Origin of the sequence: Roseburia sp. TF10-5 (assembly GCF_003462365.1) — a bacterium.
Lineage (GTDB): Bacteria > Bacillota > Clostridia > Lachnospirales > Lachnospiraceae > Roseburia > Roseburia faecis.
Genome location: NZ_QTYW01000010.1, coordinates 19201 through 38945, shown reverse-complemented (window position 1 = coordinate 38945; position 19745 = coordinate 19201). Strand labels below are relative to the sequence as shown.

Annotated in this window: 17 protein-coding genes; all 17 read right to left on the bottom strand. The window is 42.3% G+C overall.

Features of this window, described 5'->3' with window-relative positions:
- Window positions 1–23: 23 nt before the first annotated feature.
- Window positions 24–353 (bottom strand): nucleotidyltransferase domain-containing protein, encoded by a 330-nt coding sequence (locus DXD06_RS10510; protein ID WP_022046092.1) that lies wholly within the window; start codon window positions 351–353, stop codon window positions 24–26.
- A gap of 152 nt (window positions 354–505) precedes the next feature.
- A complete protein-coding gene (locus DXD06_RS10505) occupies window positions 506–2164 on the bottom strand; it encodes a glycoside hydrolase family 53 protein (protein ID WP_117831625.1) in 1659 nt (552 codons plus the stop codon).
- 38 nt (window positions 2165–2202) lie between these two features.
- Window positions 2203–3048, bottom strand: coding sequence for a sugar ABC transporter permease (locus DXD06_RS10500; RefSeq protein WP_022046094.1), 846 nt, complete (start codon window positions 3046–3048; stop codon window positions 2203–2205).
- Window positions 3049–3960: a carbohydrate ABC transporter permease gene (locus tag DXD06_RS10495; RefSeq protein WP_022046095.1), complete on the bottom strand. Its 912-nt coding sequence runs from the start codon at window positions 3958–3960 to the stop codon at window positions 3049–3051.
- Between the two features lie 7 nt (window positions 3961–3967).
- Window positions 3968–5185 (bottom strand): sugar ABC transporter substrate-binding protein, encoded by a 1218-nt coding sequence (locus DXD06_RS10490; protein ID WP_117831623.1) that lies wholly within the window; start codon window positions 5183–5185, stop codon window positions 3968–3970.
- A 15-nt stretch (window positions 5186–5200) separates the two neighbouring features.
- Complete coding sequence (locus DXD06_RS10485) at window positions 5201–6274, bottom strand: glycoside hydrolase family 53 protein (protein WP_117831620.1); 1074 nt, start codon at window positions 6272–6274, stop codon at window positions 5201–5203.
- 2 nt (window positions 6275–6276) lie between these two features.
- Window positions 6277–6930, bottom strand: coding sequence for a hypothetical protein (locus DXD06_RS10480; RefSeq protein ID WP_022046098.1), 654 nt, complete (start codon window positions 6928–6930; stop codon window positions 6277–6279).
- A 201-nt stretch (window positions 6931–7131) separates the two neighbouring features.
- The gene (locus DXD06_RS10475; RefSeq protein ID WP_117831617.1) at window positions 7132–8115 is read right to left on the bottom strand and encodes a LacI family DNA-binding transcriptional regulator; all 984 of its coding nucleotides are present in this window, start codon (window positions 8113–8115) and stop codon (window positions 7132–7134) included.
- Window positions 8116–8271: 156 nt separating this feature from the next.
- Window positions 8272–10584: a GH1 family beta-glucosidase gene (locus DXD06_RS10470; RefSeq protein ID WP_117831615.1), complete on the bottom strand. Its 2313-nt coding sequence runs from the start codon at window positions 10582–10584 to the stop codon at window positions 8272–8274.
- Between the two features lie 16 nt (window positions 10585–10600).
- Entirely contained in the window at window positions 10601–11707 is a 1107-nt protein-coding gene (locus DXD06_RS10465) for an SGNH/GDSL hydrolase family protein (protein WP_243001018.1), read from the bottom strand.
- Window positions 11708–11751: 44 nt separating this feature from the next.
- Window positions 11752–12801 (bottom strand): electron transporter RnfD, encoded by a 1050-nt coding sequence (locus DXD06_RS10460; protein WP_117831611.1) that lies wholly within the window; start codon window positions 12799–12801, stop codon window positions 11752–11754.
- Window positions 12802–12803: 2 nt separating this feature from the next.
- Entirely contained in the window at window positions 12804–13829 is a 1026-nt protein-coding gene (locus DXD06_RS10455) for a glycoside hydrolase family 130 protein (RefSeq protein ID WP_117831609.1), read from the bottom strand.
- Window positions 13830–13843: 14 nt separating this feature from the next.
- Window positions 13844–15016 carry a glycoside hydrolase family 130 protein gene (locus DXD06_RS10450; protein WP_117831607.1) on the bottom strand — a complete coding sequence of 391 codons (1173 nt, stop codon included), beginning with the start codon at window positions 15014–15016 and terminating at the stop codon, window positions 13844–13846.
- A gap of 3 nt (window positions 15017–15019) precedes the next feature.
- Window positions 15020–16195: an AGE family epimerase/isomerase gene (locus DXD06_RS10445; protein ID WP_117831605.1), complete on the bottom strand. Its 1176-nt coding sequence runs from the start codon at window positions 16193–16195 to the stop codon at window positions 15020–15022.
- A gap of 27 nt (window positions 16196–16222) precedes the next feature.
- A complete protein-coding gene (locus tag DXD06_RS10440) occupies window positions 16223–17098 on the bottom strand; it encodes a carbohydrate ABC transporter permease (RefSeq protein WP_117831603.1) in 876 nt (291 codons plus the stop codon).
- Entirely contained in the window at window positions 17098–18123 is a 1026-nt protein-coding gene (locus DXD06_RS10435; RefSeq protein WP_117831601.1) for a carbohydrate ABC transporter permease, read from the bottom strand. The genes DXD06_RS10440 and DXD06_RS10435 overlap by 1 nt, the downstream gene beginning before the upstream one ends.
- A 100-nt stretch (window positions 18124–18223) precedes the next feature.
- Window positions 18224–19627, bottom strand: coding sequence for an ABC transporter substrate-binding protein (locus tag DXD06_RS10430; RefSeq protein WP_117831599.1), 1404 nt, complete (start codon window positions 19625–19627; stop codon window positions 18224–18226).
- Window positions 19628–19745: the final 118 nt, after the last annotated feature.

The following is a 19745-nucleotide window of genomic DNA, read 5'->3' as shown; positions in this document are numbered from 1 at the left end:
GTGCTAATATCGTGCTAGTTCTTTTAAGCTGCCTTCCAAAGAATAACCCCCTCTTTTTGTACATTCTTATAAAATGGAAGCACTTCCCCCCACTTTTTCATATTTTCTTCTTTAATATCAATGATAGAAAAAATCTTATCATAACGTATATCCATCTCTGCTGACCAGCAAATAAATTTATTTCTTATTTCTTCATTCATATCATTTTTAGTGATGATTGCTATATCTATATCACTTTCTGATGTAGCTTCATTTCTTGCAACAGATCCATACAAAATAATCATTGATAAATTTTCATGAAACAGATTAAGTAACCCTTTTACCAATTCGTCTTTCATCATATCCGTTAACATTTATTACACCCCTACAAAAACTCTTTTTTATAGTCTACCATTTTTTCTGCACCTATTCCATATTTTCTTTTTCATAAGATTCCACCAGTCAAAGAACAATTCAAAAATTAAGGGGACGATCAAAACCATCCCCTTAAAAATTTTAAATATAATTAATCAATTTTTCTTAACATTGCCAAGTCAAGGTTACACCAGTCATTTGCTCCTGCTACAGAATAAACCCCGATCTCCAACGTATGATTTGTAACAACAATCTTGTCTATACTAAAAATATTCCAATTAATGTCACTTGTTTCAATCGTGGTATCAAGCTCACTTCCTCCATAATTTTTTGCATAAAGTTGTAAAACATCCTGTTTCCCATTTGTCTTTGCCCAAATTGAGAATTTATATGTTCCATTCGGAATATTTGTATACGTTTTATATACAGAACACGAATACTCTTTATCATCCCAAAATGTTAATTTGTAATCTCCATCATATGCATCACCATATTCTGTTCTTACAGTATTTTCATCTGACGAATCACTTGTCCATACATTCCATCCACTCGGTGAAGTAGTTATCCCATTCTGTTCAAAACTGATATTTGTCAATAAATTTTCACACGGTTTATTAAGCACCTTAATAGAATCTAATGCATTTCCCTGAAAATTAAACAACGTCATGTTATCCCATGTATTACTTGGCGTTACGGTATCATTTTTATACGCAACCCCTGCAGATGTAGCATATGTTCCGCCTTCTACAGGTATCCATTCTGGTTCCCAATAAAAATATCCAATACCTTTGTCATCTGGTACATTTAAAATGATTGATTCCAGATCATTCATAAATTCAAATTGTCCTTCTACTGTTGCAGGATATCCTCCAACTTCTTCATCTCCACTAATGAATACATTTCCTTCACCATCACCATCTTCCGTTGTCCATGCATACGCAGTTTCTACAACACACACTTCTTTATTATAGGTGGTCGCCAAGTAATTCAAATTATACTGAAGCCCCTCCATGGTTCCATGCCACATTGGATAATAAGATAATCCAAATACATCAAAATCCAAGTTTGGTGACTCTTTCAATAATCCACCAAAATACCAGGTATACAACTGATTTTTTCCACCCTGATCCAGATGAAGCATAATTTTGGTACTTGATGCAGCAGAAGCACGTACTCCAGAAATTGCAGATTCTAAAAGGCCCGCTAATCCGGAAAAATCCTCATTCGTCCCTATTTTGCCATCTTCATGAAGAATCCCCGATGATATTTCATTTCCAACCTGAACCATATCTGGAACAATACCTTCGGCTGCAAAATCATTTAAAGATGTTTTCATATATGAATACAGTGTTTGCTTTAATTCTGAATAAGATAAATTTTTCCATGCTTTGGGTTTAATCTGATTTGCCGGATCAGCCCAAAAATCACTCAAATGAAAATCAATCAAAATTTTCATGCCAAGTTTTTTGGCTCTTTTAGCAAGTTTTAATGTCGTATCATAATCGTTGTTTCCACCACCATATGGGTTTCCGTTTTCGTCATATGGATCAACCCATAACTTTAATCTCACATAATTTGCACCATTATTATGTAAAATAGTCATTGCATCACTCTCCTGATTTTTCTCATAATAATGTGCTCCCAAATCTTCCAGCATATCCAATGTCGACACGTCAACACCCCTGATAAAATTATCTGTGCTGACCGCACCTGTGATGGTGGATGCCTGTGCTGTGATTACAGTCGTCCCCAAAAGCTGTACCGCTACAAATGCTGCAGCCATTGCTGATAGAATTTTCTTTTTTACCATAATACATTCTCCTTTTTATATAAATAATTAGCTACATTTTATCCTTTTACCCCTCCGGCAACCAATCCATTCTGAATAAATCGCTGTAAGCACATAAAGATGATCATGATCGGCAGGGATGAAATCACTGCTGCTGCAGCAAACAAAGTCCAGTGCGCAGCAAACTGATCGCTGATAAAAGACTGCAGTCCGAGTGCAAGCGTCATTTTTCCCGGTGTCTGCAAAAAGATTGAGGTAATCACATATTCACTGTATGTTGCAATAAACGAAAACAGGAAGATCACGGCAAGCTGTGGCATTGCAAGCGGGATGATGATCTTATAAAAAACCTGGAATTCATTTGCTCCATCCACCATTGCAGCTTCATCCAATTCCACCGGAAGTCCATCGATATAAGATTTAAGTAACCAGATATTGTAAGCACTTCCACCTGCAAGCACAAGAATGAGCGCAAAGCTGTTGTCCACCAACCCGAACTTATAAATTAAAATATAGTATCCGGCAACTGCCATGCTGTTTGGAAACACCTGTAATATCAAAAGTGCCATCAGTCCATATTTTCTTCCCACAAACCGCAGTCTTGCAAACGCATACGCTGCAAGTGAAGTAAGCACAAGTTGTATGATTGCTACAATAAAGCAAAACTTTAGGGAATTAAAAACCCAGATTCCAAAATCCGTTTCCCGAAACAGTTCCACATAATGTTCAATGCTGAATTTTTCAGGGAACAATGAAGACAGGAAAAAGCTGTCACCCGCGGAAAAAGAGGACATAACAATCCATATGACCGGAAACAGCACCACGATCATTGTGATCCATATGACCACTCTGCTTCCCCACAGTGTCCGTTGTTCTGAGGCGGATATTTTCTTTTTATTTTTCATTTAATCAACCTCCTTAAATGAGCCGGACAGCCGCATATTAATCAGCGTAAATGTTCCGACAATGATAAAGATCAGCACACTGAACGTTGCAGACAGTTCATACCGGTTCGACCATGTGGTCATCTTATAGGTGGTACTGGCAAGGATATCCGTATAACCCGCAAACTGGTTATCCACTCTCGCTGGTCCACCTTGTGTAATCATATATATATTTCCAAAATTGTTAAAATTAGCCGCAAACGAGGAAATTACAAGAGGAATGGAAAGTTTTGTCACCATCGGCAATGTAATGCTCTTAAAGCACTGAAATTTTGATGCCCCATCCATTTTAGCCGCCTCATAGTATTCACCAGAAATCGCCTGTAGTCCACCAAGACAGACATTCATCATATAGGGAAATCCCAGCCACACATTCACGATAATCAACCCAACCCTTGCCCAGAATGGATTGGTCAGCCACGGTACATTCCAGGCAATACCGATTGTATGCAGTAAATTATTGATTCCACCATACTGCTCATTTAGCAGTCCCTGCCATGCGAGGATTGCAATCGTAGATGGCAATGCCCACGGAACAATTAGCACTGCACGGTAAATTTTTGATTCTTTCATATGCGGATTGTTTAACAAAATGGCAAGAATCAGTCCCATTGCATAGGAACCTGCCGTACTTAACAGCGCAAAACAAATCGTCCACCCAAGTACCGGGAAAAACACATTTTTAATGCTTCCGGAAAATACGGTCAGATAATTTTCCAGACCCACAAACGTGTAATCTGTCAGATGATACATGTTGTAATTAGTAAAAGATAAAATCACCGTATAAATAATTGGCAGACATGTCACCAACAGAATCGAGATCAGTGCCGGTGCCAGATAAGTATACCCAAGCGCATTCTTTTTCTTTCTCATGCCATCACTACTTTCCTGAATTCATCAATTCAATCGCTTCTTTCAACTGCGTAACCATATTTTTGGCAGCTTCCTCTGGTGTTTGCTCCCCAGACCACATCGAACGGATATTGTTTGTGTGGATACTCCAGAGCTGTCCCATTTCTGATACGGTCGGCATCGGCTCTCCATCATTGATCTGCTCGACAAATGCCTGTGTGTATGCATTACTCTGGATCTCATCAAGTTCCTGATCTGCCAATTTTGCTGGTATACGGTCACCCGCCTCATACATGCCAAGTGCACCGTTTTCCAGCAGATAGGAAATAAAATCCCATGCTGCATCCTGATTTTTACTGCTGTTGCTCACAAAACTTACCTGTGTACCCACCGGGGTCACAAACGGCTGTCCGTGGAAAGTTGGCATTTTTGCTACAGCAAATTTAGTTCCTGCAGAGGTAAAACCGTCAATGTCCCATGGTCCACCAATATAATAAGCACATTTTCCGTTTTGGAAATTACTTCTTGCGATATCGGCTGTCACATCTGCCGTGATCAGTTTATATTTATTGCACAGGTCATTGATAAAGGCATAGGCATCCACACTGCCCTCATTATCAAGACCGATGTCTGCCGTGTCATATGCCCCATCCTGATATTTAAAAATATAACCTCCGCAGGCTCTCACAAAACCAAGATCGTAGTATATGCTTGTTGCATCAAACTGTACACCTCCGTCTGCGGCTGCCTGATCGACCAGTTCTTCCCATGTTTTTGGGACTTCCGATACAAGATCTGTGTTGTAAAACAGTGCAGTAGTCTCTACGGAAAGTGGTGCTGCATATCGTTTTCCATCTACATAACATGCCTGGATGGCTGCATCGGAAAAATCCTGATCCGCATACAGATCCTGTGGCACTTCTGCAGTAAGATCTGCGTTTACATAATCTGCAAGCTGGTCATTGGGAATACCCACCACAGCATCCGGTCCGGAAGCACTTTTTACTGCCTGTGCAAACTGCTGGACAGATGGAGACTGGTGAATGACTTCTACCTTTCGTCCGTTCTTTTCTCCCCATTCATCTGCATATTTCTGAATGGTATCCACTTCCACGTTCATGTTCGTCCAAATCACGAGTTTTTCCCCGGAAGCTTCCTTTTTTCCGGTTCCACTTCCACTTCCACAGCCAGTCAACATTCCCACTGCCATTGTTACAGCCAGCACAGCTGTTATTATTTTTTTCATATGATTATCCTCCTTTTACATTGTTTTCATGTTTATCAGCGCGCTGTTTGCGTTTCCATTTTCGTCAAACAATGCCATATTTGCCATGGCATTTCCTGCTGTCATCTTGTCTTTCATGTACTTGCTGCCACTCTTACTTGCCCACGTACAGTCCGGTATTGGCAGCCATGCCGGTTCCCAGTAAAACACACCGATGCCTCTTTTATTGTTTACACTTCTTACCGTTGCAAACAAATCCCGCAAGAATGCTTCCTGTCCCTGCTGTGTTGCCGGGTATCCAGTGATTTTTTCATGCTCCTTCGAATAAACGATTCCGTTACAGCCAAATGTTTCCGTGGTATAACCAATTGAAGTCTCTGCAACAAGCACATCTTTGTCATACCGGCTGCTGATATCATTCATATTATCCAGAAGAAGTGAAAGACTTCCGTTCCAGTGCGGATAATACGACATTCCAATAATATCAAAATCCAGCGCATACGATGAAACCTGATCAAACCACTGTCGATACATTTTATTATCCGTTCCGAAATCCAGATGCAATACGATCCTTGCATCCGGACACTCCTCGCGCACCCCCTTAATCCCTGCCTTCAGAAGATGTGCCATATTTTCGGTCTGTTCGATGTAACCATCCGGCCACAACAGCCCTTTTGTAATCTCATTTCCAACCTGCACCATAGTCGGCACAAGCTTGTGGTTTTTCAATGCCTTTAACGTATCTACAGTATGCAGATACACCGCCGTTTCCAGTGCCTCTCCGCTTAATTCTTTCCAGGCTTTCGGTTTTACCTGTTTGGCCGGGTCTGCCCAGAAATCACTATAATGGAAATCAAGCATAAAATCCATACCGCTTTGTACAGTTCTTTCTGCGATCTCAATGGTGGTCTCCAGATCATTTCCACCTCCCCCGTAAGAATTTCCGTTTTCATCGTAGGGATCCGGCCAAATCCGAATCCTTACGTTATTGGTTCCGCATGTCTTTAAAATTGCAAACAGATCTTCTTTTTTCCCGTTCAGCCGATAGGACGCACCATATTGTTCCAGTTCTTTCACCATGGAAATATCCATACCCTTAATAAATTTCATAACTACTCCTTCACAAGTGTAATATCATCAATGGTTCCCCAGCCGCCCGGTGCTGTTGCCACGTGTGCTCCTACTGTGATTGCTCCGTCCGTTGGTGTAATGCCCGGGATTTCCACCGTATACCAGTTAACATACCCCTGCAATTTGCCATCTGCTTTTACCTCTTCGCCATCCACGAGCGCATAAAAATATACGGTCGGATTTTCATCCCCGGCTGCATCACCCTGAATATGAGCGGTTAGTTTGTAGGTGCCATCCTCAAGTCCACTCACTGTCTGTTTCATGGAAAAATCCACCGGATTGTTTCCTGAATAAAAATGCAGTGACTGTGCACCTGCAAAACAGTCTGTCTCACGATCATAAACATCTAACTCCTCTGTAACATCATTGTTGTTTGTCACCGTCCATCCGGAAAAATCTGGTTCTTCAAAACTTCCGTTGATCAGATAATTTCCGTTTTCATCTGGCGTACCTGTTGTATTTTCCTTCTGTTCTGCGGCAGCAACTTCTGTGCCTCTCTCCTCTTCAATGTTCTCTGTTTCTGTAGCTTTTTGTGTTTTCTCCGCATCAGCATTAATACCAGATGTGTTTCCACATCCTGACAATGCTACTGCCATGCTCGCTACAAGGACTGCATGTAATAACTTCCTTTTCATAAATGTTCCCCCTTTTCCAAAATTAAATCTTTACTAATATTCAAGTAAATTATTTACTTATTAAGAATGTATCATCTAAGCCTAATAATGTCAATACTCACAAATACACTTTTCACTATATTGCCAATTTTTATTTTTGTATTTTATGCAATATATACAAAAAAGGCACAAAAAAAGATGTTCGCAATCGAACATCTTTTTTCAACAACTCTTCCGGAAAACTGGAATTCCATTTACAAACACCAGCTTGGTTACGCGTCCGCCATATAGTACCCTGTTTCGCAACAGATCAAGCGCGGTTTCACAGATACATGGAATATCAATATGAATAGTAGTAAGGGGTGGTGATAAATACTTTGCAATATTCACATCGTTGATGCTAAAAACCGCCACCTGCTCCGGAATCTGTATATTGCCTTCATTTAAAGCCTGTAGCACACCCACCGCCAGTGTGTCACTTGCCACACAAAGTGCTGTTGGCAGTATCTCTTTTTTAAGCAGTTCTTTTCCCATGCGGTAGCCATCATCCACCGTAAATCTCTCGGAAATGAAAATGTACTCCTCATTGAGATACCCATAGTATGCAGCGCTCTGTCGAAATGACCACTCCCGGATATCCATGGAAGGTTTTCCGGTGTCAATATTTCTATCACTGCCCCCGATAAATCCAATCCGTTTATGTCCTTTTTCCACAAAGTAATCAACCATCTGTGTCACAAACGAATCCATATTGGGCTTCACGGCATCAAAAAGTTTTTCATCCGGGGATGTGCCGATAAACACGCCCCTTTTGCACCGTTTATACAAAGCATTGATTTCTTTTCTGGTGAGCCATCCAATCGCAATAAAGGCACTTAAATCTTTCGGAACATGATCCATGCCGTCTTTTCGGTCATAGATGCTGAGCTGAATATTCATCTTTTTCGCCTGCTTTATTATCTCATCCTTTACCCCGTGGTAAAAGACATCTTCGAGTTCATCCTCGTGGTCAACAAAATACAGCAATGCCACATTTTCGATCTTGGGATAGATTACTCTCTTTTTGTATCCGATTTTCTCTGCTGTGGCAAAGATCGCCTCTCTTGTCTCATCACTAACAGAGATTCCCTCATCATAATTGAGTACCCGTGAAACTGCTGAGTTCGAAACCCCTACGATTTCTGCAATTTCTTTAATTGTTGCCATACGATTCCTCCAATGTTTTCATGGATTTCTTTATTGATAAATTCTGTTATAATTATTTTACATAAATATTTTACTTTGTCAAACAAAGTTTTGCACATAAAAAAGGCATACATTCCTCAAAGGATCATGTATGCCTTTACAAACCGTTACCCAGTCTTATTTCGTAGAAACCGTAGAAGCTACCAGCTCCAGATTTCCTTCTATCTCGACATTACCGTATCCACAAGGAAGAATAAAATGATCTCCCTTCTTGACACTGGTATGATTCAAAAGACCATTGCCCTCGACTACGCTGACGATCAGGAACGGATAAGACTGCTCAAACTCTGCCTTCCCAACCACTTTCATGTGGAATACCTGATAATACTTACACTCGATAAGTTTCTGCAGTTTGTTGGTCTCCGCTTCCCCAGTCTCGATCATGCACTCGGACATCGGTGCTGCCGGAACTTTGATGACATCGAGACTCTGCTGTACATGAAGCTGACGCGGTTTGCCGTTGGAAAGACGGTCATAATCATAGACACGATAGGTAATATCACTGTTCTGCTGTGTCTCAAGAATTGTAATTCCACCCTTGATTGCATGCACGGTACCCGGATCAATCTGGATGAAATCACCTTTCTTTACCGGGACTTCACGGATCAGCTCACTCCATCTTCCGTTATGCACCATATCCTCAAGTTCTTTGTGTGTCTTTGCATTGTGTCCGATAACAAGCTTGGAATCCGGCTCACAGTCAAGGATATACCAGCACTCCATCTTGCCAAGAGAACCGTTTTCATGCTCTGCAGCATAGGTATCATCCGGATGTACCTGAATACTTAAATCCGCCTTTGCATCAATAATCTTGATCAGCAGCGGGAATACCTTCCCCTGTGTATTTCCAAAGAGTTCTCTGTGTTCCTCCCACAGATCGGATAATTTCTTTCCCTTATACGCACCGTCTGCAATCGTACAGGTTCCGTTTGGATGTGCTGCGATACCCCAGCATTCTCCAATGTCATCGCCCTCGATCGCATAGCCAAACTCCTCACGCAGCTTGGTGCCGCCCCAGATGTTGTGGGTAAATACCGGATTCATAAACAAAATTTCTTTACATGGCTGGTTACAGCTTAAATTTTCTCCATTCATTTTCATTACCTCTCTGTACCAGTAGGCAGAATCTTTTGCAATTCTACGTTGGGTTGTGTAGTCTACATAAACAAGTCCAAAACGCTCTTTGTAACCTTCTGCCCACTCAAAGTTATCCAGAAATGTCCAGAGGAAATATCCGATCACCGGCATTCCCTCATTGGCCGCACGCTGCACAGCACCCAGATATGCATCCAAAAATGTGATTCTTTCGCTGTCATGCACCTGTCCGTCCGCGGAAATATTGTCAAGATCGGACATTCCGTTTTCTGTAATATAAAGCGGCAGATGGTAACGCTCCGTCAAGAAACGGATTCCGTAATACAATGCCTCCGGTGTCACTGGCCAGCCTGTGCCTGTCTTAGCTGCCCCAGGGGCGCGGTCTACATATTCCGGTTTTCCATCTTTTCCACAACGGATCATATAACCGTTATATATATTTTGTCCCATAAAATCGAGCGGCTGATGAATGAGTTCCATATCTTCTTTCGTAATCTCCGGAAGATATGGTGCAAATTTTTCCAGTCCTTCTTTTGGATACTCTCCTAAAAAGACAGGATCGGAAAACCATGCCACATTCCAGGTCCAGTTATCCATTGGGTTGTCAAAACCAAAATATACCTTTTTTGCAGCCTCTATATCCTTTGTACCCTCCGATGCCGGATATGCCACACCACAGGTCGGTGCATAGCCGACACGTATCTTCTGCTTTGCATATTTACGCAGATTGATCACTGCCTGACCATGTGCTTTCATCAGATTGTGTGCCATCTGAAAAGTCTCCGGAATGGAATATTTCATTCCCGGTGCATGTACCCCATTTAAGTGTCCCAGTCCAATCGCACACTGCGGCTCATTGATCGTGATAAAATCACTGCACAGATCGGAGAAATTTTCAGCAACAACTTTTGCATATTCACCAAACCACTGTACCACCTCATCGTTCAGCCAGCCGCCTTTTTTAAACAGCTCATATGGAAACTCCCAATGAAACATGGTGATAAACGGACGAATTCCGTTTTCTTTCATGCAAAGAATCATATCGCGATACATCTGTACAGCTTTCCCATTCACCTTCCCGGTTCCCGCCGGAAGGATTCTTGACCAGCTGAGTGAAAAACGATAATTTTTGATTCCAAGTAACCGCATCAAAGCAAAATCTTCTTTATAACGGTGCATATGATCGCAGGAAACATCTGCAGTCTGTTGTTCATACACCCTGCCGGAACGCACAAACTCATCCCACACATTCTTTCCACGGCCATCGTCAGGATCGGTTCCTTCCACCTGATAAGCACTGCTTGCCACTCCCCAGACAAAATCTTTTGGAAACATATTTTTCTTCCTCTCTCTATTTTTCAGAAACAATTACAGAGATCAGTTCAAATGCACTCGGCATGGTAGAATCTCCGGAAATCAGCCGTATTTCCACCGTATGTGCCCCTTCTTTTCCATGCACCAGAACCGGAGTCAGCGTCAGGGAATCCCCCCAATCCTCATCAAAGTTTGCATCCAGTGTCACCGCATGTGCTTCATCCCCATCCACAATGGCCAGTGCCACCGGTGCCGGTTTCGTTACACAACGCTTATACTGTGCTGCAATCTCACTTCCATTTACAGCAAACGTTAACGATGCTCCTTTTTCTTTTGCGGACCATCCATTTTTGAAGCAATCTTTGACTTCTTCCTGTACTCTGGTATCTTTGACAAATCCCTGGTTTTCAGGTTCATAATTACGATTATCCAGACGCACTGCTTTTTCATAGCAATTGTCTGTCAGTGGTTCTGGGAATTCTGGTTTTGCATCCTTTGTCTGTGTTATATGGATTTTCTCTAAGGCATAAGTGATCACGGATGCCACCAGTTCATGTCCTTTGTCATTTGGATGCAGATCATCCTCTGTTATCTTGCGGTTTGGAATTCTTCCCGCAACGACTTCCGGATAAATACTGCTCTGCATGCTGACCGCCGGAAGATTGTAGTGTCTGGCTATCTGTGCATGCATAATCTGTGCATTACCACCGTTGTTATAATAGACATTGTGCACCAGCATCACGGCCGGCTCTTTTTTATCCTGCCATACGCGGCGCACCAGTCCCTCATAGGTCTCGCGGAAAAATTCTGTAGAATCATCATTGACAGAAAATTCTATAATGACAAAATCCGGCTCATGAGAAAGCAGATCGGACTCTGCACGGGCGGTTCCAAAATGCGATGTCGTTCCACCGATTCCGGCATTGATATAATGAAACTCTGCCTGCGGAAATGTTTTTTCCCACCACTGAAATACGCGGTAAGCATAACACAGCTCCGGTGCGGATGCAAGACATCCCTGCGTGATCGAACCACCAAGGAAACCAATGTTTAATGTTTCCCCGGCCTCTGCCCTTGCCATTAATTTTTTCATCCGGTACAGATTGCCCGGATTGGAAATACCTCTTTCATATTCAATCTGCATTGTTATACTCCTTATATCATGTAATCAATTTTTTTAAAAATTGATTACATATCCCAAATCTCCTCTCCGAGGCTTTCGATGAATGCGGTAAGTTCCTTACTCATCTGCTCTGCCTCTGGAATCCGGATATGTCCCGGTGTACCTTTTCCATTTTGTGAATACAGGAAATGGTGTACCCGTGGACTATTTATTGTTTTGCACACTTCCTCAATGGAAATGTCCCAGTTTTCGTTATGTTCCAATATTGTAGTAGTTAATATAAAGGTTGCCTTCGGATATACTTCCATGAGATGCTCCAAAAATCTGCGGTAATGCTGCCGCCAATTCTCAGAACGTGCACTGTTATAATCCTCCGCCATATAATCGTCCGGGTGATTGTCGTTTTGTCCAAATGCCAAAATGACAACATTCGGTGTATAGCGGGAAAAATCCCATGGTTTTACTTCACTGAGTTCCGGTTGATATTCAATTTTATCATAACAGGATTCTATTCCCAGATAATCCGGCGCCATAAACCAGCCGGTTTTGTCAAGAAGGGCGATACCACCCTGTGAACTGTCATGCAGCTGTGCATGCAGATTTCGCGCGGTCATCCACGCATAAGAATACCAGCTGTTTGAATATTCCCCATCGTGCTCCGGATCCGGTTTTCCTACATAATCCACAGCTTCTGATACCTCACCGCAGGAAACGCTGTCCCCGAAAACTTCGATTTTACGGGACGGAAGCGGTGCCGGAGTAAGTACCTCGGCATCGCTTCCCAATTCAAATCCCAGTAATGTGACGATATGGCAGGAATCCATTCTTTTAAAAAGAGTGAGGGTATGCTCTGTAGGCTCAAGACCTTCTGCAATCACATACGTTTTTGCATCGGAATCTGAGGTGAGTAAGAACTGTCCCTGCTTTCCGTCTAATATATATCCCATCCGGCTCGACCAGTAAGCACGCTTGTTTGCCAGTGTCACGGAAATTTCTGTTCCGGTAAAACGAATCTGTACAAAACTTGCCGCATAGACAAGCACCGGTGCTTTCGGATCATCAAAATCAATTCTTCCACAATATTGTAATCTCTTGTCGTCCGGTGAAATATGCATAGTTATCTCCTTCCGATTTCAGTGTCTGCAGGTGTTACAACACTGTTTGTTTTTATGTAATCTACAATCTCATCCAGTTTTGTAAATGCCAGGCCAACGTAGCTGTCTGCCGCACCATAATAGATCGCGATCTTTCCGGATGCACTGTCATGAATGGTTGCACATGGGAAGCATACGTTCGGAACGAAACCTCTCTCCTCATACCACTCTTCCGGAGTCAGAAGGAAATTCTCACAGCGGTACTTCACGATGGAAGGATTATCAATGTCAAGGATTGCCCCACCGATGGAGTAAACATATCCGTTACATGTACCGGATACCCCATGATAGAATAAGAGCCATCCTTCGGAAGTCTCGATCGGAGCAGCTCCGCCGCCAATCTTTAAGGACTCCCACCATTCGCTTCCTTTGCCCATGACATGTCTGTGTCTGCCCCAGTATACCAGATCCGGGCTCTCACTTAAGAAGATGTCTCCAAACGGTGTATGACCACTGTCTGACGGACGGGAAAGCATCATGAAGTTTCCATTGATCTTTCTAGGGAACAGCACGGCATTACGGTTGAATGGGAGGAACGGATTCTCAATCCGTGTAAACGTCTTGAAATCTGTTGTTTTTGCCATGCCGATTGCTGCTCCGTAGAAATCCTGACACCAGATGATATAATAGGTGTCTTCTACTTTTACAAGTCTTGGATCGTATGCATAGATTGGCATAAACGGCTCGCCGTTTTCATCTACGAATGGAATCTTGTTTTCTTCAAAATCCCAGTGGATGGCATCTTTGCTGTGTCCAAGATAAATATATGGAATACCATTGGTCTGCTCTCCACGGAACACACCGATGAATGCATCACCATATGGCATAACCGCACTGTTAAAAATTCTTGCAACACCCTTTAACGGATTTCTTCCGATAATCGGGTTTTCACTGTATCTCCAGATCGGGGCTCCGTTCTGAGGTCCTTGTGGTCTCTCCTGCCATGGTACATTTGGTACCGGAGCTGTCAGCATCTTTACTTCACTCATAATCAACTCTCCTCTTATTTATGATTTTTTAAATACTCTAAGTTCTTCTTAATCAGGTCGCATCTCTGCTGTACACACAGTACACTTCTTCCCGGATCCTGTGGTGTATTAAATACATAATCAATCAGACGGTCAATCGTTGTAGTCGCCACATGCATTCTTGTATCAGAAGAAGCATAGTAAATAAATACTTCGTTCTTATTGTTTACGATTGCACCGTTGGTAAATACAACATTGGATACATCTCCGACACGCTCCTCACCTCTTGGTCCGATTAACAGTCCGGATGGCTCTGCAATTACCTTGGACGGATCATTTAAGTCTGTTGCAAATGCGTAAATAACATAGCGCAGACCTGCTGCAGTATTTCTTACACCGTGTGCAATGTGAATCCAGCCACGGTCTGTTTTGATTGGAGTCGCACCTGCACCGTTCTTTGCCTCGGTAATGGTATGGTACTTACGGATGCTGGTCATCTTCTCTTCGTCAATGACTGCATGTGTGATGTCCTCGCAAAGACCGAATCCAATACCGCTTCCGCTTCCGGTATCAATGAAGTCATCCATCGGACGGGTATAGAATGCATACTTTCCATCCACAAATTCCGGATGCAGCACGACATTTCTCTGTTGCGGGGAACGAAGGGTCTTTAAGTTTTCCAGACGCTCCCAGTGCTTTAAATCTTTTGTGCGGACAATTCCCGCTGCTGCAACGGCTGCAGACAAATCGTTCACGCTGGTGTCTTTGCTCTCGGAACAGAATACGCCGTAAATGTATCCATCCTCATGCTGTGTCAGACGCATATCATAAACATTTGTTTCTTCCGGACATACATCATCCAGAAGGATCGGGTAATCCCAGAAACGGAAATTATCAATTCCGTTGTCACTCTCTGCTACGCCAAAGAAAGATTTTCTGTCATTTCCCTCGATACGGGCAACCAGATAATACTTTCCGTTTAAATAAATTGCTCCGGAATTCATGACTGCATTGATTCCAAGACGCTCCATAAAGAATGGATTGGTTTCTTCGTTTAAGTCATATCTCCAGGTGAGCGGAATCATATCTCTTGTAAGAACGGGATTTACATAGCGGTCAAATACACCGTTATAAAAATCGCTTTTTTCATTTTTTCGGGAAAGCAGCTTCTCCTGCTTTGCCAGTTCTACATAATATCTTTCATGCATTATTTAAAGTCTCCTTATTACTTCCATACACATTCTTCCGTTATGATACGGACATTTCCAGGGTTCTACGATTGGACGGTCAGCAATCGGACTTCCATCCGGATTTACTTCCCAGAACCATTCAGAACCGGTTCTCTTGTCAATTACATGTTCTTTGATGAATTCCCATTCTGCCTCAGATGCTTCCAGGAAATTCTCTTTCTGCGGATGCTTCTGGTATTCATTCAAAAATCCAATGACCGTCTCTGCCTGTACCCACCAGACCCGGTGGTCATTCACTTCTCCTTTACAGCATTCATTTGCCAGAGAATGACCGTCAAAAGCAACCTTATATACATTTTCCGCAAGTGTTTCGGTAATCGGGGACATCTTTTCTTTGTAATGTGCATCCCCAAGTACCTCTACTCCACGATCCATCAGCCATGCTGTCTCAATGTCATGACCATAAGAATACAGATCAATGATGGTGTTGTAATTCTTATCAAAGAATACTTCCTGTCTCTTAAGTTTCGGATTGTATACCTTATCCGCAAATACATCCATAATCCACTTTAACCGCTCTCCCACCTCTTCATCATGGGAAACCCGGTAAAACTCCGTGTAAGCCTCAAACACATGAAGCAGTGTGTTCATGGTTTTTTCAGCAAGCACACCATTTTCCGATAGCTTCTCATTGGATTCCGGCTGGAAGTCTTTGGTAAATGCTTCCAGATATCCAACCTCATCCGTACATTTGCTTTCAATAAGAAGCTGCAGTTCTTTGGCAAGCTTTAATGCTTCTTCATCCCCGGATGCATCGTAATAGGAAGAAAGAGCATAGATGCAGAATGCCTGATTGTAGGTATGCTTTGTTGTGTCAAGTGGCTTTCCGTCATAAGTCATGGACCAGAAGATTCCACCATTTTCTTTGTCGATGCAGTGATCACGCAGGAACTCATAACCGTGTCTTGCCTCGTCCAGCAAGGTTTCATCTTTCAGCAGTATGTAGGCATTCGCAAAAAACCAGGTGATTCTGCTGTTTAAGATACAGCCCTTTTCTGCTTTCTTATCTACGTTTAAATCGTAGTCCATATATCCATAATATCCACCGTAAGTATCGTCCCTTAATGCTTTCCAGAAAGGAATGATATTTTCCGTCAAATGCTTTGTGACTTCTTCTTTCATCATGCTCTTATTCATCCCGATACCTCTTATTTTCCAAAATCATTAACCCTTTACCGCACCTGCTGTAATTCCACTGTAAATCTGTTTCTGGCAGCAGACAAATACGATCAGCGCCGGAAGCAGGGAGATAATAACACCTGCACAGATCAGATTGTACTTGCTTCCCATTGGTCCTACGAACGTGTAGAGGGAAAGTGCCATGGTACGGATCTCTTTTCTCATCAAGTAAAGGTTTGCTGCGTAGTATTCGTTGTACACACCAACACCCTTTAAAATACAGGATGTAACAATTGCCGGTTTCAACAGTGGAAGCATAATCTTCCAGTAAATCTGCCAGTAATTTGCGCCATCAATGATAGCTGACTCATCCAGAGAGATCGGAATATTCTCCATAAACTGAATGAAGATGTACATAGAGATAACATCTGTACCACAGCTCATGATGATGTATCCAGCCAGACTGTTTACAAGGTGTAAATCTGACATGATCTGGTATACGGTAACCTGCATTGCTACTGCCGGAAGCAGTGCTGCAATTGTATAAAGGTTACGGATAAACCCATTGCCCGGGAACTTGAAACGGTTCAATACATAAGCAAGCTGGGAACCTACAATAACGGATACGGTAAGCACAACCACCATGACGATTACGGAGTTTAAAAATGCACGTCCCATATTTGCCGTCTTAAATGCATTTACAAAGTTGTCAAAATTCAGCCAGCTTCCCGGAAATGCCATAACATTGGTATTCTGGTACTCGGCATCTGTCTTAAATGCCGTTGTGATACAGGAAACAATCGGAATGATTGCACAGAATCCGAAAAAGATCAGCGATGCATATTCCACTATCGTCCAGATAATGCTTCCTACGGAATAATGTTTCATTTTTTTACGTTTTACTACTGCTGTATTACTCATTATTTCGCCGCCCCCTTCTTCATTTTCTCCTGTTTTTTGATCTGCTTAATCACCTGTTTTTCTGCCTTCAGCCGGGCTTTCTTTGCCTTATAGGATTCATCCTCCGACGCGGCATCCCTGAACACATATTTAAAGAACACATTCTGTAAGATCGTACAGATAAAGATGATCATCAGCAGAACAACAGACATTGCCGATGCCAGACCTACTTTCTGGCTGGTATGTGCGATCTTGTTCATAATTACGAAATACGTTCCTGTTCCGTTTGCACCGGTGGTGATTACGAAAGGCGCCTCAAACGCACTTAAGGAACCGGTGATGGAAAGGATAACATTTAATGTAATAATTGTCTTGATACTCGGGAGAATAATGTGTTTAAACTGCTCCCATTTATTTGCACCATCCAGGGACGCTGCTTCGTAGAGTTCGCTATCCACAGACATCATGGCACCAATAAACAGTACCATATTCTGTCCGGTATACCGCCATACGGAAGTCGCCGTCAGGGACCAGTTGTTTACACTCTGATCCTTTAACCAGTATGGAAGATTTTCTAATTGAAACCCACACCACTGCAGGATTGTATCAAATACGAATCCTCTGGTGAAGAAGAATTTAAAGATAAAACCAATGGCAATACCACTGATGAGGTAAGGGAAAAACATCAGCCCTTTGAAAAGATTTCCACCCTTTACCTTAAAACTTAAAATTGTTGCAAGATACAGTGCAAGCACAAGCTGGATCAATGCACCGACCATATAGAATAAACTAAGTTTCAACGCCCCGAAACAATCGTTTCTTCTGAATACATCAAGATAGTTGTCCCATCCGACAAATTCGCGCCTGTCTATCGGCGTTGTATATTTCATCTTATAAAAACTGAATTTGATCATTTCCGCAAACGGAAAGTAAGTAAATAAAAAGAGTAAGAGCAACGGGATAATCATAAAACCGATACAGATAAATACCTGCTGGCCGGCTCTGCTCCTTGCCCATTTCTTAAAACTAAATGATTTTGATTTCATACTACGTTCCTCCCATATGAAACAGGCAATCATGCCGCTGGGCCGAAAATAAACTTTCCGGCCCAGACAACTAGATGATATACCTTTATGCAGCGTGGAACTACTCTGTAATTTCTACGCCCTCAGATTCCTGAGCATCTGTCCATTTCTGGTTCCACTCGTTCATAATATCATCAAAGCTCTCATCGCCATTTGCGGCATGCTCAATGATTGCCTGAATCTTATCATTACCGCCATTGTTAACATTTAACTCTGAATCAGCATTTAATGCATTTAAAAGATCCTCTTCGCCTTCTACAGCCGGTTCATCCTCAAGGAATGTTACACCAGAGAAATCAAGCTTTGTATCAGAAGATGACTTTGCAACCGGAAGTCCATCCTCGTTGTAAGAAAATCCAGACTTTTCAGTCATCCACTTAACAAAGATTAAAGCTGCCTGCTTCTCATCATCAGAAGCGTTTACGTTGATACCATAAGAGTAATCTGCTCCGGCTGATGCATACTGCTCACCGTTTACAGAAATTGGGAATGGCATATATCCGATGTCATCTGCGTTCTCACCGGCTGCTTCCATCTGTGGGTAAGCCCATGATCCAAGTACCATACATCCGATCTGTCCGTTGTTTAACATGCTCTTAGAGCCTTCCCAGTCAGTTGTAGAATAGTCATCCTCGGTAAGTCCGCCAGCAACTGCATCGTAAAGGATCTTGTATACTGCATATGGATGTGTGCCATCGCCATAATCCTTGAATGGATCCTTTGTATGAAGGAGTTTCTGGTTGAAATATGTATTGTCACCAGTTGCATTGTTTCCGATATAAGCATCCCATGCACCCATTGTCCAGCCTGCTGCATAGTTTGTGTAAAGCGGAATTGCATCCGTCTTGTCCTTGATCTTCTTTAATGCATCAATGAACTCGTCCGGAGTCTTTGGAATATCGGTCACACCGGCATCCTCAAACACTTTCTTGTTGTAAACGATACCCTGTGTCGTTGCTGTGGAAGGAACACCGTATACATCATCTCCATAGAGCCATGTGTTTGCGTAGTTGATCTGCTGGCTCATCTCATCAAGTGTACCGTATGACATATAATATGTACTGAGGTCTGCCTTATCTACTGCCGGGATCATTGTGATTGTCTCATACTGTCCTGACTGTAAATGTGTCAGTGCATCATCGGCATAGTTCGTATCTGTTGTGATTTCAACCTTGATGTTTGGATACTCTTTGTTGAAGTCTTCCAGATAAGATTTCCAGTTCTTTCCGCCGTAATCATCGGTGTCCATATCTGTTCTGTGGTTGAACATTGTAATTGTTGTGCTTAAATCTTTTCCTGTTTCTCCCAATACAATGTCTGAATAGCTTACAAGACCATCTGCAGAAGCGCTGTCTGATTTCTGTGTGGCATCAGCAGAATCATTTCCCTTAGAACCACATCCTGCGAATAATGTTGCGGTCATTGCAGCTACAAGACCAAGTGCCATAAACTTTTTAAATTTCATGTTGTTCTCCTCCTTAAACATGTGAATTATTAAGTTAATTTAAGTATACATTTTTTGTTAATTTAATCATCACTCTTTATTGCTTTTAATCATACCATATTGTGTTTTCAAACACATT